The organism is Cupriavidus sp. TMH.W2 (genome assembly GCF_050847365.1).
Taxonomy (GTDB): domain Bacteria; phylum Pseudomonadota; class Gammaproteobacteria; order Burkholderiales; family Burkholderiaceae; genus Cupriavidus.
The window spans coordinates 1,481,000-1,497,065 of record NZ_CP193793.1; the positions used below are offsets into that span (position 1 = coordinate 1,481,000).

A 16,066-nucleotide genomic window follows, 5' to 3' on the forward strand; every position below is an offset into this window, starting at 1 on the left:
TGAAATACCTGACGCTTTTTGATTTCACATCTGTTCTTGGCGAGGGGCGCATCAGGGGGGCGCCGGGCCAGGCCGCGGCCGCTACGGAAAGTTGTCCACAGTTCCTGTGGACAAGACCGCGGGCGGTAGCCGGACAGCGGCCTGATACCGTGATGCCGCCGGCCTGCTGAAAATGAAGGCAGCGCCGGAGGCCGTGCGCCCTGGGTGTCAACATCCTGAGCGCGGTGTGCCAAAATAGCGCGCATCGCGACTGGGTCAGGGGACACAAGCCAACCGATGCTGCAGAGCCCGAGTGTCATCGCCATCATCGTGCTGGCCTTTCACGCCGTAGGCGTAGTGGCCGCCCTGCATGCCGTCATGACGGTGCGCACCGCACCGGGTGCGATCGCCTGGGCGGGTTCGCTGGTGATGATGCCGTACTTCACGCTGGTGCCTTACCTGATCTTCGGGCGCAGCACCTTTGGCGGCTATGTCGATGCGCGGCGCTTCAATGACGACCGGCTGCGCGAGATCCGCCATGGCATGACCCCGCGCGAGCGCGAAGCGCGCAGCGCCTGCGTGGTCCACGCGCCGGCGCAGGCCTGCATGCGGGCGCTGCCGCGGCTGACCGGCATGCCCTGCCTGGCCAACAACGATGTGCGGCTGCTCATCAACGGCGAGCAGACCTTCGAGGCGATCTTTGCGGCGATGGCCCGCGCCACCCAGGTGCTGATCGTGCAGTTCTTTATCGTGCATGACGATGCGCTCGGCCAGCGCCTGCAGGCCTTGATGTGCGAGCGCGCGCAAGCCGGCGTCAAGGTGTATTTCCTGTTCGACCGCATCGGCTGCCATGCCTTGCCGCGCCGCTATGTGCGCACGCTGCTCGATGCCGGTGTCGACGCGCGGGCGTTCTCCACGCACCGCGGCTTCGTCAACCGCTTCCAGCTCAATTTCCGCAACCATCGCAAGCTGGTCGTCGTCGATGGCAGCGAGGCCTTTGTCGGCGGCCACAATGTGGGCGTCGAATACCTGGGGCAGCGCCCGCCGCTGGCACCGTGGCGCGACACCCATATCGCACTGCGCGGCAGTGCCGTGCTGGACCTGCAGATGGCCTTTGCCGAAGACTGGTACTGGGCCGCGCGCGAAGTTCCGCATTTGCTGATGCCGCCGCCCGAGGCAGGCGGGCGCATGACCTGCCAGGTGGTGCCGTCCGGACCGGCGGACGCGCAGGAAACCTGTTCGCTGTTTTTTGTCGAGGCGATCCAGTCGGCGCGCCACCGGCTGTGGATCACGTCGCCGTATTTCGTGCCGGACGAGGCGGTGTTCGCGGTGCTGCGGCTGGCGGTGCTGCGCGGCGTGGATGTGCGCATCCTGATCCCGGCGCGGCCCGACCACCTGGTGGTCTATGCTGCCTCGACCCTCTACGCATACCAGGCCGTGGCCGCCGGCATCAAGCTGTACCGCTACCAGCCCGGCTTTCTGCACCAGAAGGTCATCCTGATCGACGACGAAGCTGCGGCCGTCGGTACCGCCAACCTGGACAACCGCTCCTTCCGGCTCAACTTTGAGCTGATGGTGATCACCGCCGACAAGGGCTTTGCCGCGGGGGTGGCGGCAATGCTCGAAGCCGACTTCGCGCAGGCGCGCCATGTCGGGCCGGACGAGTTCCTGAGCGCGCCTGCGCCGCTGCGCGTGGCGATGCACGTCGCCAAGCTGTTTGCGCCGATTCTCTGAGAGCGAGGCCTTCCGGTTCCTGCAAAGTCTTCAATGCAACAAGCATGTGACAGTTTGATTGTGTACACTGTTCACTATAAGACTCTGCGCATCATGAACCGTTATCCCTGTTTCAGGAGGCTCGCATGACCCGGGATGCCTCCGCACCGCCTGCGCGCGCGACCTACCGCCATGGCGACCTGCGCCGCGCGCTGCTCGACGCCGGCATCGACCTGGCGCGCGAAGGCGGTCCCGACGCCATCGTGCTGCGCGAAGCCACGCGCCGTGCCGGCGTGGTGCCCAACGCCGCGTACCGCCATTTCTCCAGCCGGCAGGACCTGCTGCAGGCAGTGCGTGCCTGGGCCCTGTCGTCGCTGGCCATTGCCATGGAGGCTGAAATCGGCGGCCTGCGTCCGGGCCGGGGCGCGGCCGCGCATGCTCGCGCCTGCCTGCGCGCGGTTGGGACGGGCTACCTGCGCTTTGCCTTGACCGAGACGGGCCTGTTCCGCACCGCGTTTTCGGTGCCGGACGACGTGGAGGACGACACCGACCCGGCCAAGGCCGGCAACAGCGGGCTCAACCCGTTCCAGTTGCTGGGCGCCGCGTTGGACATGCTGGTGGAAGCCGGCGTGCTGCCGCCCGCGCGCAGGCCGGGCGCCGAGTACCTGGCGTGGTCGGCCGTGCATGGCCTTGCCATCCTGCTGATCGATGGCCCGCTGCGCAGCCGCGCCAAGGAGCAGGCAGAGGTCCTCGGCCAGCGCCTGCTCGACATGGTCGAGAAGGGCTTGTAGGAACCCGAGGCAAGCGCGATAAAAAAATGCCACGATGGAAGGACCATCGTGGCAGCGTAAGGAGCCAGGAAGGGGGGCAACCTGGCTCTGTCGGGGCACCCGTGGGCCGGGTGCAGTGACAATGTATTCCGTTGTTTCTTATGTGAATATCGGACCTTTCTTAGATATGTCCTTGAATTGTCCCGATACAGGCACGCAAGTTCCCATCGGCGCACGCGGCGCGGCCACCTGCCGCGCCGCTTCGCGGAATTGCAAGGCCTGCCGCGCGGTCTAAATGCTGTGGCCTGACCGGGTCCGGCGGGCCGAACACTGATGCACGGTGAGGAGCGGATCATGCGAAATGAGAGGGGAGTGATCCTTGCCGCGGCGGCCCTGGCGGGCTGTGTGGCGTATCCGTATGCCGGTGACCCGTATGCGGCATATCCAGACTACGCCGTATCGGCGCCTTATTACGGCGGGTACCCAGCCTATCCGGTCTATGACGCCTATCCGTACTACAGTCCATGGCCAGCCTATGGCAGCTTCGCGTTCATCTATGGCGGAGGCGGTGGCCGTCACTGGCATGGCAATGGCGGATGGCATGGCGGCGGCAGAGGTGGGTGGGGTGGCAGAGGCCATTGACCCGGGCGCGGCCACGATGGCAATGCCGCGCCTGCGGGGTTACCATCCGCCCATGGTTGCCAACGGAGGCCGATCGCCATGAGCAAGCCCGCACAGAAACACCAGCCGCAAAAGACGCCGCCCGCCCGGCAAGAGGAAAAGGACGAACTGATCGAGCGCGAACTGGATGAGGCGCTGAAAGAGACCTTCCCCGCCAGTGATCCGGTGGCGGTCGATACCCACGTGCCGCACCGGCCCGCGGGCGCACCGACGCAGGGGAAGTAACGCCCCCCGGCGTGGCGACGCGCTATGGCAACTGGCGCAGTTGTCCGATCACCGACATCAGCCGCCCGTGCGCCACGATGACGCCGGACTCATCCTGCAGCGCTTCCTGGTAACGCTTGCGGAAGCCTGCATCGGCGCCGTCGCTGAATAGTTTTTCCGCGGCACGGCCGACTGCACGGCAGGTGTCGTCGTGATGTTCCTTGGCTTCCAGCTCTTCGTCGATCTCGATGATCAGGCGCGACAGCGGGTCGAGCCAGCGAAAGTAGTTGTCTTCGGTCACCAGCTGGACAAACAGGCCTGCCGGAATCGGGCCATTCAGGCGCTCATACTGCGCCCTGTCATAGCCGATGACTTCCTTGTGAACCTGCAGCAAGGCCGCCCGCAGGGCCTTCAGCCCCGAGCGGCGAGTTTCCTGCATGGCGAGGAATTGTTCGTTGGGCATCCCCATCTCCGCGTTTCCACTTATTCGGGTCCGGGCAGCGGTGCGTCATCGCATCCCATGCACCACCGGCGCATCGTGCTGGTGGTGCTTGCCTGCCGGATTGTCCGGGCGCGGCGTCCAGCCTGGCTGGCACTGTCCCGCGCGCCTGCCAGTATAGGCACCGCCGCGCAAGCCGCGCCAGCGCCGCCAGCTAGCGAAATACCCGTATTTGCGCCGGCCGCAGCGCATGATGTGGCGCACATGGCGAGTCCCTCAGTTGCTCTCGGCGGATTGGGGCGTCGGCGCGAGCAAGTCGGCGCCGCGCGAGCGCCGCGCGTCTGCCGCGCGGAAATAGCGCACCACCGTCGATACGCTGGCATGGCCGGTCATGGCCATGGTCTCGGCCAGTGGCACTTGTTGCGCAGCGGCTTCGGTGACGAAGCCAGAACGCAGCGAATGCGCCGAATAGTCGCCGTCCAGCCCGGCCAGCGCACAGCGCACCTTGACGATGCGGCTCACCGCCGCATCCGACAAACTTTCTCCCACATGCCCGCCACGGCGGATGCGGCGAAACAGCGGTCCGTGGTCGATGCCCGCGGCCGCCAGCCATGCCTCCAGTGCTTGCCCCGCGGCCCCGGTCACCGGCTTGACAGTATCGGCGCGCTCGCTGCCTGACGGGTTGGTCTTGGACCAGCCCAGCGCATAAGCGAATTCACCAGGGCCCAGCCGGGTGAGGTTGTCGATGGTGGCGCGTGCCACTTCAGAGCGGCGGCGTCCGCCGCTGGACCACGCGAACAACAGCAAGGCGCGGTCGCGCAGGCCGGCCAGCGAATCATCGCAGGTATCGAGCAGCCGCAGCAGTGGAGCGCGGGTCAGCGCTGCCTTGCGCGCCTGGCGTTGTCCGCGGCGCGCATAGGCGCGGCGGGTGCCGGCCATCAGTTCGCGTACGGCGGCATCCGCGCAGGGGTTAGCCAGGCCTTGCAGGCGATGGGCTTTGGCGATGACCGCCAGGCGATGGGTCAGCGTGGACAGCGCGGGCGGGCCGGGTCGTGCCTTGTATCCGTGAGCGACCAGCGCCTGGTCGATGGCCGCTGGCATCTCGCAGAGAGGGCCTTGCGGCGTCTGGCGCGTGGCATGGTCGACGATGAACTGGATAACGACGGCAGGCACGAGCGGGAGCAGCACGGGTTGACGGTAACGCAGGGCGTACCAGGCAGACCAGTAGCGCAATGCGGACCGGTAGCTAGCCACCGTGTTTTGGGACTCGCCTTCGCGGCGCAGGGCATTGGCCGCCTGTTCGGCAAGAGGATCCAGTTCGGACGGACGGAGCGGCGCCGGTAGTTCGACATCAGATGCGATCGGTGGGAAGTAGGCCTCGTGGGCGTCTCGAATCTTTATCATATTAAATATGATGTGTGCTGTAATATATCATATGAAAATGAAGAATAACAGCCGATAAGTCTCCATTATCGAACCTTATTCGCCTTCCTCACAGATTCTTGCCGGATCCCATCATGGAAACGCTCCGCAGCCGTGGCATCACCCGAGACGACGTCTGGCAGGCCGCCGACAGCCTGCTCAAGGCCGGCCAGCGGCCGACCATCGAACGCATTCGCCTGCATCTTGGGCGGGGCTCACCCAACACGGTCAGCCCCCATCTGGATGCCTGGTTTGCGGCGTTGGGCGGGCGGATCCAGAACCCGCACGGCTTTGCGCCCGCGCCGGGGTGCCCGGAGCCGGTGACCGAGGCAGCGCGCTACCTGTGGGAAGCCGCGCTGCAGGTGGCAAAGGCGTCGGCCGAGGCTGCGCTGACCCAACGCGAAGCCGCGCTGGCCGAGGCCCGCGCGGCGCTGGAGTCGGAGCGCGAAGCGCTGGCACAGGAACGCGAGGTCATGCAGGCCCGCCTGGAGGGCGCGGAGGCTGCCATGGCGGAACTGGCGCGGGCACGCGATGACGCCACTGGGCGCGCCGCGCGAGCTGAAACAGCAGGCGCCGCCTTGCAACAGCAAGCGGAAAGCCTGCGTGCAGAGTTGGCTGCGGCACGGCAGGCCCACACGGCCATGCAACAGGATTTCACCGCGCAGCGGGCCGCATGGGATCAGGAGCGGGAGACCGTGACCCAGCGCGCCGCCGCCAATGAGCGCCGGATGGCACTGGAGCTGGATGCGGCGCGCGTGGCGGCGAAGGACGTCCAGAAGTTGCTGGAGGCCGAACGCAAGGCCGCCGTCGAGCGGCTGACGCGTGCCGCGGAGGCGGCGTCGCGCCAGGGCGGCGAGATGACCCGGCTCGGCCAGGCCATTGCCGTGCTGGAAGAGCGGGTACGGCAGCGGGAAGACCTGCTCGCCGAGTATCGCGACCAGGCGGGGGTGGCTACTACGGCCGGATCCCCCAATCCGGCAATCCGCCGCGCACGGCCGGCCCGTGCCGCGCTGGCTGCCGGAAAGAGCAGCCGGCGGCGCATGCGGGGCTTGTAGCGGGGTGACCGGCATGCGTTGATGCTTCGCCTGCATCCACCTGACCATGTGACGCCTGGCCGGTGTTGCGCTGGCCGACTGTTCAATCCGTTGCACTTGCCTTATTGTGGCAAGCTTCCCGCCCACGTGGCTGTCCGCCCAGCGCGGCGGCCGCCGTTGCCGGCCTGGTCCGGCATTGCCATTGGCTTACTTCATGTACTGTTTCACCTGGTGCCGGGCCACGCCCCGGCGTTGGCTGCCGCATGCCTTGCTGCTTGCGCTGGCCCTATCGTTTGTCCTGCCTGCCGGCGCAGCGCAGCCGGACCCCGGAGCCCCGACGGCCGGACCGAAGCGTCCGCGCATCGGCCTGGTCCTGTCTGGCGGCGGTGCGCGCGGCTACGCGCATATCGGTGTGCTGAAGGCGCTCGAGGAAATGCATATCCCGGTTGACTGCATCGCCTCCACCAGCATGGGGGCCGTGGTTGGCGGACTGTACGCCAGCGGCATGTCGGCCGCCGAGCTGGAGGCCCGGCTGCTGCATACGAACCTCAGCGATATCGTGTTCGACCGCAACGAGCGCGCGCAATTGCCGCAGGCGCTGCGCGAAGACGATATCCAGTATCCCATCGGCATCTCCGCCGGCTATGGCGACGGCAAGCTCAAGCTGCCAAGCGGGCTGGTGCAGGGCAACCGCCTGCTGGCACTGCTGCAGAACTGGACGGGGCAGTTCCCGGCGAACATAGCGTTCGACCAGCTGCCCATCCCGTTCCGCGCGGTGGCGACTGACCTTGGCAACGGCGAGCCGGTGGTGCTCGCGCGCGGATCGCTGCCGCTGGCGATTCGCGCCAGCGTGGCGGTGCCCGGCCTGTTCGCGCCGGTCAAGGTTGGCGGGCGCACGCTCGTTGACGGCGGCCTGGTCAGTAATTTGCCGGTGGAGCTTGCGCGCGACATGGGCGCTGACATCATCATTGCCGTCAATATTGCCTCGCCGCTGGACGACCCGGCCAGCCTGGCATCGCCGGCGGCGGTGACGCAGCAGATGATCACGATCCTGACCAACCAGAATGTGGCAGCGCAAAAGGCATTGCTCGGACCCCGTGACATCCTGCTCGAGCCACAGCTGGGGCAGCTCTCGTTCACGGACTTCTCGCGCGCCGGCGACGGCGTGCAGGGCGGCTGGGCCGCGGCGCATGACGCCGCCTCCCGGCTGGCCGCGCTGTCGCTGCCAGCCGCGGCATGGCAGGACTATCTTGCCGCGCGCAAGCCGGGCCCGGTGCTGGCCGCGCACACGCCCATCGACGCGATCGAGATCCACACCCATGGGCGCGTGCCGCCTTCATACGTGCGCCAGTACCTGGGGCTGCACGAGGGCGATGCGTACGATGCCGGCGCGCTCAACCGGAACCTGGCGCAGCTGTCCACCACCGGCGATTTCGAGAGCGTGACCCAGGAACTCGTCAATGAAGATGGCCGCAATGTGCTCAAGGTGGAGGCCCAGGAGAAATCGTGGGGGCCGCATTTCCTGCTGGCCGGATTCGGCGTTTCCACGACGTTCAACGGCCAGGGCGGCTTCAATCTGCAGCTTGGCCACCGCTACCCGTGGATCACGCAAAGCGGGCTGGAGTGGCGCAATGACATCGTGCTGGGCAGCAACCAGGCAAAGTGGCATACCGAGCTGCGTCAACCCGTGTTTGACCGGCAAGGGTTCTATATCGCGCCTTACGCGGAATACAAGCGCAAGCGCGTCGACCTGTTTGCGGACAGCGCGTCCGCTGACAATACTGTGCCGCTGACGGCGATGCGGGTCGATACGGCCATGGCCGGGATGGACCTGGGTGTGCCGATCGGCAGGCTCGGCGAGTTCCGCGCGGGCATGAACTACCAGCAGGTCCGCTACTCCGCGGCGTACAGCCTGACGCCCGCGCGTGGACGCCTGTTCCCGTCCGGCTATGTGCGCCAGCCTACGGTACGGGCGCAGCTGACCATCGACCAGCTCGACGATTCCCTGTTTCCGCGCAAGGGCTACTACCTGTTCGCGATCAACCAGCTGGCCCTGGGGGGCACCGACAACCGCTACAACGACGTCAGGGGCAAGGCGCTGTGGGCGACCAGCTACGGCCGCCATACCTTCAACCTGGCGGCCGAGGGGGCGGCCACCTACGGCGACCACCGCAGCGACAATACCTTGACCGGTGGCCTGGGCTTCACCCTTGGCGGCTTCCAGCACTTGTCGGCCTACTCGCCCGATCAGTTTTCCGGCAACTACCTGCTGTACGGCCGCATGACCTACCTGAATGACCTGCGCGAGTTCATCTTGCCCGGCTTGCGCACCACCGTGGTGGGCGTCAGCCTGGAGGCCGGCGACGTCTGGCTGCGCCGCAAGAACTTTGGCAGCGGGCCGTACAAGTCCAGCGCCAGCCTGTTTATCGGGGGCAACAGCGTGATCGGGCCACTCTACTTCGGCTTTGCCGCTGCGCCGCAGGGCGTGTGGAATCTCTATCTGCAGTTGGGCCGGGTGTTCTGACTCCGGGCCTCACGATGCCTTCAGGTAGTGGCTGTGTCGGCGCTGACCCCGGCCGCGGGCCGGTATTCGACAGCGGTGATCCTGCCGTTGCTGCATTGGAGGAACTGGGTGCCTCGCCACGCGACGGGCACCCCGTCCGCCACGAAGGAGACGGCGAGTCCGAACTCCGCGGTCTGGCCTTCGATACGGGGGGCGCTGGTTGCGGTGATGTGCACTGGCTGGCCGGCGGCGAGCTCGCCCAGCCGCGCGAACATTGCGATCACCGCATCCCGGTCGTCGTAGGTGCCTGCCAGCGGATGGGCGGCCAGGTGGCGCCATTGCACCGTGGGCGACAGCAGCGGGAAGACCGCCTCGAAGTGCTGCGTGGTCAGTGCCGCAATATACTCGCCGACCAGCGTGCCGATCGCCTCCGCTTCCATCGGCACTTCGACCATGCGGCGGGATTGTCGGCGCGCGCGCGCCGGATCGAAACCGAAGAAGTCCAGCACGCTGCTGACGACCTGCTCACGGTCGTTGTCGACACAGATCATGTGATAGCTGTCTTCCAGCACGACCTTGCGCACGTCCGGTACCGCGGCCTCGAGGAAGTCGGCTGAGCGCAGGCTGGTCAGCTCGTCTTCGCGCGCATGCACGACCAGGGTGGGGCAGGCGATCCGGTGGGCCCCGCCCAGTACCCAGCGGCGCAGCCGGTCGACCTGCCTCACGCAGGCCAGCGGGACCCAGCGATAGTGGAAGTTGTCGCCGCGCTCGAACTTGGCCTTGACCACCGCCCGCACCAGGTCGTTCTTGATGCCAAAGGGTTCGTCCTCGTCCACCCTGATGCGGGCGGCCATGCCGGGAATGTGATAAACGGGATAGCGCAGAAAGCGGTACCAGGGGGTCGACCAGCCGTCGATGAATACCGGCGCGGACAATGCCACCAACTGGCCTTTGCGATGCTGCCTGCGCTCGCAGAGCGCCAGGGCCAGCAGCGCGCCCATGCACATTCCCATGACATGGAAGGTTTCATATTTATCGACCAGCTCGTCATAGGCGCGGGTGACCGAGTCCAGCCAGTCCTCGGCAAGGACCGGGAGCAGATCTTCCGGCTGGCCGCCGTGGCCGGGCAGCGTGACGGCATGGGTTTCCACGCCCACGCGGCGCAATGCCTTGTGCATGGGTCCCAGGTCATACTGGGTGCCGCCCAGACCGTGGATCAGCAAGGCGCCGGTGCCGGCGCCCTTCGGGGCTTTCATGCCGCGTTCCGCCCCTCAGCTTGCGCGGCTTCCTGCAGGCGCCAGGCGCCGGCGATGACCGCGACCGATTCGTCGGCATCCAGCAGCGGGCCGCTCATGTCGACAACCGTGGTCGTCCTCCCGGGTGGCAACTGCAGGCGGAAGCGGAGGTCGCCGCGCGCTTCGCCATCGCTTTCGCGCAGCCAGCGGCTTCTGACCCGGGCGCGATCGTCCGGATGCACGCTGGCGAGCACCTGGTCCAGATCGGCGAACGCGGCTTGTGCCACGCCAAGGGCGCGCTGCAGGTTGCCGCTCCAGCGGAGCTTGCCGCTATGCGGGTCCAGGCGGTAAATCAACTGCGCGCTGGCGGCCAGCGCCAGCTCCATGTCGTTCTGCCGGCTGGCGGCCTGTTCGTGCAACTGTTCGCGGCTGGTCTTCAGCGTGTTGATCAGCAGGGTGAGCAGGGCGGCGACGGCCAGGTAGATCTGGGCCTCAAGCAGCGAGCGCCCGTGATGCGCGGCGCTCTCGACAAATGGCCCGTCGCCCTGGCTGGTGTTGAGCAGGACAAAGCCGGCGAGGATGGCCACCGTCACCGACCCGGCGCGGCCGCCCCACAGCAGGGTGACCACAGCGGTGAAGAAAAGCGGGATATAGGTCAGCGCGAATACGATCCCGTGCGGCAGCACGGGCAAGCCCGAGCCGTCGAAGATGACGATGGTGGTCAGCACCAGCGCGGCGAAGGCGGCCAGGCCGAACAGGAAGTCGCCACGGCTCATGCCTCCCGAGCGCATCGCGTGAAAGTGCGACCAGCCTGCCAGAACCGGCGTCACGATCAGGATGCCGACCAGGTCCGCGGCGGCCCAGATGCGGGCGGTCGCCCAGAAGGGAACGTCCAGCACCAGGTTGAACCAACCGGCCCCGAAGGCGGCGCTGGCGGTGCTGCAGATCAGGCCGGCCGTCAGCAGCCCGCGCACAAAGGCCAGCCCCTCGGTGGAAAATCCGGTCAGGCGCACGACTGCCACGGCTACCGCCGCGAATCCGATCTCGTCAAGGGAGAACAGCAGCATGCGCCAGGCCTCGCGGCCTTCTACCCAGCCCAGCAGCATTTGCGCGGCAAAAAAGGCAAGCCCCAGCGGCAGCCAGCGCGACGCGCGCGCAAGCATGAAGGCGGCCACCGTCACGCCGGCGGGCAGCCAGATATAGCCGGTGGCGGCGAACGGCCCGTTGATCTGATGGGAGACATAGCCCGAACAGAAATACAACGCCGCCCATAGCAGCAACGCGGCGGCGCGATGGCTTGGTTTCACGATGGTGCTCCTTGGCTGCCAGCCTGCGCCGGATCCCGGCGCCAGGTGTGACGTTTTCTTCCTGGATCAGCTGTCCGTGTGATTCTTGCGTCATTGCACGGCAGCCCGGGCGTGGCGCAGCGTGCCACGGCCAGGGCAGGGCGCGGCAGACGGCGGTCCAGGTTGCAAAAGGATCGTACTTTGCCAGAATGGCCGGCTGGCGTCGATGCGCAGGGTGGCAGGCAGCGCACGCCAATGGACGGACACCGGCTCGGGCACGCCGGTGCCGGGGGGGCGACAGGCAGCCCGATTCGCTAGCGGCGGGTGTTCGCGGGCAGCACGGAGTTGCGATTTGCCTGGCTGGCAGCCTTATCAGCCTGCCGCCCTTGTTTCTGGCCGGTTTTCGCCGGCGCGGCGAAGACTCCGGACACGGCCAGGCACAGCGCCGCCGTCAGCGAGATCCGGATTACATGCTTTTTGATCATGGCAGGCTCCTCAAAACGGCCGGCACAACCTGCGCCGGCCCGCTCAACGTTTAAAGATCAGACACCTTCGGCCGGGGTCAGGGAGACCGAATCCGGGCCTCCCGGGCGGGCCCGATGACGGTTGACCCAGGCGAACACCACCGGCAGCACCAGCAGCGTCAGCAAGGTGGTTGTCACCATGCCGCCCACGATCACCAGCGCCAGCGGCCGTTGGGCCTCGGAGCCGATACCGTGCGACAGGGCCGCGGGCAACAAGCCCAGGCCGGCCAGCATTGCCGTCATCACGACCGGGCGCAAGCGCAGGGCGGCACCCTCGACCACGGCTTCGTGCAGGTGGTCTTCGCGCGCCAGGCGGTTGATGTAGGAGATCAGGATCACGCCGTCCTGGATCGCGATGCCGAACAACGAAAGGAAGCCGATACCCGCGGAGATGCTCAGCGTCTCGCCCGCGATATGCAGCGACAGCAGGCCGCCAATGGCTGCGAACGGCACGTTCAGCACCACCATCAGCGCGTCCTTGAAGTTGCCGAAGGTGCTGTACAGCAGCAGGAAGATGACGAGGATGGTCAGCGGTACGATCACCGCGAGCTTCTTCTGTGCGATCTTCATCTGGTTGAACTGGCCGTCCCAGAACATGGTGTACCCGGCGGGCAGAGAGACCGCTTTGTCAACCTTGCCCTGAGCTTCTGCCACGGCGCTGCCCAGGTCGCGCCCGCGCACGCCGAATTTGATCGCAATGTAGCGCTTGCCGGATTCCCGGTAGACAAAGAACGGCCCGTCGGTGGCTTCGACCTTTGCCACCATCGACAGCGGAATGCGCTGGCCGTCCGGGGTGTCGACCAGAAGGCGGCTGATCACGTCGGGATTGTTGCGGGCGGCATCGTTCAGGCGCACCGACAAGCCGAAGGTCTTCTCGCCCTCCAGGATCTGCGTGACCGCGTCGCCGCCAATGGCAAACTGCACCGCCGACTGGATGTCGTTGACGTTCATGCCGAAGCGCGCGCTCTTTTCCCGGTCCACGGTGATATTGAGCGTGGGCTGGCCCAGTTCCTTGAAGATGCCGACATCAGCCAGTCCCGGCACCTTCTTCAGGATCGATTCGACTTCCTTGGCCTTGTCCTGCAGCGTCTGCAGGTCGGCGCCGTAGATCTTGACCGAGTTCTCACCCTTGACCCCGGACAGCGCCTCGTTGACGTTGTCCTGGATGTACTGGGAGAAGTTGTACTCGATGCCGGGGATGCGATCCAGGTGCCCGGACAGCCGCTCCACCACCTGCTGCTTGGTGGCGCCCTTCGGCCACTCCGCCGGTGGCTTGAAGTACAAGGCGTATTCCTGGTTGAAGACGCCGGTCGAATCGGTGCCGTCGTCCGGGCGGCCGATCTGCACCGAGACGGTCTTCACTTCAGGCTGCTCGCGGAAGTACCCGCGCAGGTCGCGCGCGATCGAAGCCGAATAGTCGAGGTCGACCGTGTTGGGCAGCGTGATCCGCAGCCACAGGTTGTTCTCTTCCAGCGTGGGCAGGAACTCGGTACCAAGATAGCGCGAGCTGTACAGCGTGGCGGCCAGGCCGAGGAAGGCCGTCAGGAACACCAGGCCCGGCTTCTGCAGCAGCTTGCGCAGCAGGGGCTTGTAGCCGCGCAGGATCACCTCGATGAACTTCGGCGAGTGCGGCCGCAGCGCGCCGCTGAAGACGAATGACGTGACCCCCGGCACGAAGGTGAGCGCCAGCACGATCGAAGCCAGCAGTGCAAAGCCCATGGTGAACGCCATCGGCTTGAAGATGATGCCTTCGACGCCGCCCATGAAGAACAGCGGCGAGTACGCCACGATGATGATGCCGGTGGAGAAGATCATGGCCCGCTGCACTTCGCTGGTGGCCTTGACGATGGCGTCCTCCACGTTCGTGTTCCCTTCCTCGAGGTGGCGCATGATGTTTTCCATCACGATCACCGCGGCGTCCACGATCAGCCCGAAGTCGATTGCCCCGAGCGAGATCAGGTTGGCCGGCACCTTGAAGTGGTCCATGTTGATGAAGGACACACACAGCGCCAGCGGAATCACCGCCGCCACCACGGCCGCCGCGCGGAAGCTGCCGAGGAAGATGAACAGCACGACCAGCACCAGCGAAATGCCCACGAACAGCGCATGCTCGACCGTGCCCATGGTGATGTCGAGCAGGTTCTGGCGGTCGTAGAAGGTCTTGACGCGGATATTGGCGGGCAGCACGTGCTGGTTGACTTCCGCGATCTTGTCGCGCACGCGCGCCAGCACCTCGGTGGCGTTTTCGTCGCGCTTCATCAGCACAATGCCCTCGACAATGTCATCGTGCTGGTCGAACTGCACCATGCCAAGGCGCGGGTTGTTGCCGATGCGCACCTCGGCAATGTCGCGCACACGCACCGGCACGCCATTGACTGCGGACACGGTGACATTGCGGATGTCGTCAAGCGTCTGCAACAGGCCGACACCACGCACCACGAACTGCTGCTCGCCGGCTTTCATCAGGCCGCCGCCGGTGTTGGCGTTGGCGCTGGAAACCGCATCCACCACTTGCTTGAGCGACAGGCCGTAGGCCTGCAGCTTCTCCGGCGTGGGCACGATCTGGTACTGCTTGACCATGCCGCCAAAGGCGGTGATATCCGCCACACCGGCTACGTGCTTGATCTCCTTGTAGACGCTGTAGTCCTGGTAGGTCTTGAGCGTGGTCACGTCCACGCCGTTGGCCTCGATGCGATAGCGCAGGATTTCGCCGGTGGCGTCGCCGTCCGGCGACAGGCTGGGCTGCACGCCCTGCGGCAGGTTCGCCTGGGACAGGTAGGTGACGAAATTCTGGCGCGCCTTGAAGTTGTCCACGCCCTCCTTGAACTTGACCGTCACCACCGACAGGCCGAACAAGGATACTGAGCGGAACGACTGCACATCCGGCACGCTGGCCAGCGCGTTCTCCACCGGGATGGTGATCTGCTGTTCGACCTCGACCGTGCTGCGGCCAGGCCATTGAGTAATAGCCTGCACGGTGACCGGGGCCACGCCGGGATAGGCTTGCAGCGGCAGCCGCAGGAAGCTCAACACACCCGCGGCCAGCAGGCCGCAGGCAAGGAACACGATGACCAGTCGGCGTTTCAGGACGCTGCGGATCGGCGAGAAGACCATGATCAGGACTCCTGCTTGAGCAGCATTTCATTGAGCAGCATGCCGCCCTGCGTCACTACTTTGAGCGGCGCACCGAACGGGACGCCGCCGGTGACGGCGAAGGTGCCGTCGCTGCGCGGCGTGCCTTGCACCAGCACGCGCTCGATGTGCTTCTCGTCGGGCATGGTCATCAGCACCAGCTTGCCCTGGTCCTTGACAATGGCTGACTGCGGCACCACCAGCGCCTGCGCATTGCCGGTCACGATGCGGGCGGTGGCATACATCTCGGGCTTGAGCATGCCGTCGGGGTTCGGCACGTCGCAGCGCACCTGCAGGGTGTGGGTGTCGGCGTCGACATTGGGCGCGATGAAGCTGACGCGGCCGGTGTAGCGGCGCCCCGGGTATGCCGGGGTCTCGACCTCGATGGTCTGGCCGAGGCGCACGCCCTTGATGTCGGTCTCATACAGATTCCCGGTGAACCAGATCACGCGCGTGTCGATGATGCTCATCAGCGAATCGCCGACGTTGAGGTATGAGCCCTGGTCCATGTCGCGCTTGACGATGGTGCCGGCGATCGGCGCCCGGATCGTGAGCGTCTCGGAAATCGTGCCGCGCTCGCGAATGCGGGCAATGTCCGCGGCGGTCGCGCCCAGCACGCGCAGCTTGTTCTCGGACGACTGCATGGTCAGCCTGGCGTCATCCAGCAGCTCTTTCAGGTCGCTGCTGCTGAGCGTGTGATAGGCATTGTGCGAAAGCAGGAACTCGTTCTGCGCCGCGATATATTCCGGCGAGTAGAGCTCCGCCAGCGGCTGGCCGGCACTCACCTTTGCGCCCTCATAGACCAGAATGCGTTCAACGCGGCCGGCCACGCGCGCGGAGGCCAGCTTGGCTTGCTGCACGTTATAGGCGAGCTTGCCGGGCGTGGGCGTATCGAGCGTGACGGTCTGCGCGCTGAAGGTGGCGGTCTTGACCACGTTCGGGTCGAAACCTGCCGGCGGCAGTGCCAGCACCGTGGGTATGGGCCGCGGCCTGGCGGGTTCAGTCTTGCCATAGGGCCGGGTAGCCGGGGCTTCGGCCACCGCGGTCTGAGCCTGTTGCTGTGCCCAGTATTTTCCACCCCAGATTCCGCCCGCCAAGGCCGCCACAAAGCCGGCGCCGACCATCAGTTTCTTGTTCATAGGCT

12 protein-coding genes are annotated in these 16,066 nt (G+C 66.2%); 5 read left to right on the forward strand and 7 right to left on the reverse strand.

What is annotated here, in order from left to right; genetic code table 11:
• Positions 1-276: 276 nt before the first annotated feature.
• The 3 genes from cls (at position 277) to ACREYQ_RS24335 (ending at position 3,368) form a co-directional block, all read left to right on the forward strand.
• Complete coding sequence (cls, locus tag ACREYQ_RS24325; protein WP_432260552.1) at positions 277-1,713, forward strand: cardiolipin synthase; 1,437 nt, start codon at positions 277-279, stop codon at positions 1,711-1,713.
• 125 nt (positions 1,714-1,838) lie between these two features.
• Positions 1,839-2,483 (forward strand): TetR/AcrR family transcriptional regulator, encoded by a 645-nt coding sequence (locus tag ACREYQ_RS24330; protein WP_432260553.1) that lies wholly within the window; start codon positions 1,839-1,841, stop codon positions 2,481-2,483.
• Between the two features lie 699 nt (positions 2,484-3,182).
• On the forward strand, positions 3,183-3,368 hold the full coding sequence (locus ACREYQ_RS24335) for a hypothetical protein (protein WP_432260554.1): 186 nt from the start codon (positions 3,183-3,185) through the stop codon (positions 3,366-3,368).
• A 22-nt stretch (positions 3,369-3,390) separates the two neighbouring features.
• Here the strand turns inward: ACREYQ_RS24335 and ACREYQ_RS24340 are convergent, their stop codons facing one another.
• Complete coding sequence (locus ACREYQ_RS24340) at positions 3,391-3,816, reverse strand: hypothetical protein (RefSeq protein WP_432260555.1); 426 nt, start codon at positions 3,814-3,816, stop codon at positions 3,391-3,393.
• A 246-nt stretch (positions 3,817-4,062) separates the two neighbouring features.
• Positions 4,063-5,190: a site-specific integrase gene (locus tag ACREYQ_RS24345; RefSeq protein ID WP_432260556.1), complete on the reverse strand. Its 1,128-nt coding sequence runs from the start codon at positions 5,188-5,190 to the stop codon at positions 4,063-4,065.
• 113 nt (positions 5,191-5,303) lie between these two features.
• On the opposite strand from ACREYQ_RS24345, the gene ACREYQ_RS24350 reads away from it, so the two are divergent.
• Positions 5,304-6,263: a DNA-binding protein gene (locus tag ACREYQ_RS24350; RefSeq protein WP_432260557.1), complete on the forward strand. Its 960-nt coding sequence runs from the start codon at positions 5,304-5,306 to the stop codon at positions 6,261-6,263.
• Between the two features lie 193 nt (positions 6,264-6,456).
• A complete protein-coding gene (locus ACREYQ_RS24355; RefSeq protein WP_432260558.1) occupies positions 6,457-8,766 on the forward strand; it encodes a patatin-like phospholipase family protein in 2,310 nt (769 codons plus the stop codon).
• Positions 8,767-8,786: 20 nt separating this feature from the next.
• Here ACREYQ_RS24355 and ACREYQ_RS24360 read toward each other — a convergent pair whose 3' ends face one another.
• From ACREYQ_RS24360 to ACREYQ_RS24380, 5 genes are all read right to left on the reverse strand, one after another.
• A complete protein-coding gene (locus tag ACREYQ_RS24360) occupies positions 8,787-10,001 on the reverse strand; it encodes an alpha/beta fold hydrolase (protein ID WP_432260559.1) in 1,215 nt (404 codons plus the stop codon).
• Positions 9,998-11,287, reverse strand: coding sequence for an MASE1 domain-containing protein (locus ACREYQ_RS24365; protein ID WP_432260560.1), 1,290 nt, complete (start codon positions 11,285-11,287; stop codon positions 9,998-10,000). The genes ACREYQ_RS24360 and ACREYQ_RS24365 overlap by 4 nt, the downstream gene beginning before the upstream one ends.
• Before the next feature lie 293 nt (positions 11,288-11,580).
• Complete coding sequence (locus ACREYQ_RS24370; RefSeq protein WP_432260561.1) at positions 11,581-11,751, reverse strand: hypothetical protein; 171 nt, start codon at positions 11,749-11,751, stop codon at positions 11,581-11,583.
• Between the two features lie 57 nt (positions 11,752-11,808).
• A complete protein-coding gene (locus ACREYQ_RS24375) occupies positions 11,809-14,904 on the reverse strand; it encodes an efflux RND transporter permease subunit (protein ID WP_432260562.1) in 3,096 nt (1,031 codons plus the stop codon).
• 2 nt (positions 14,905-14,906) lie between these two features.
• Positions 14,907-16,061 carry an efflux RND transporter periplasmic adaptor subunit gene (locus ACREYQ_RS24380; protein ID WP_432260563.1) on the reverse strand — a complete coding sequence of 385 codons (1,155 nt, stop codon included), beginning with the start codon at positions 16,059-16,061 and terminating at the stop codon, positions 14,907-14,909.
• Positions 16,062-16,066: the final 5 nt, after the last annotated feature.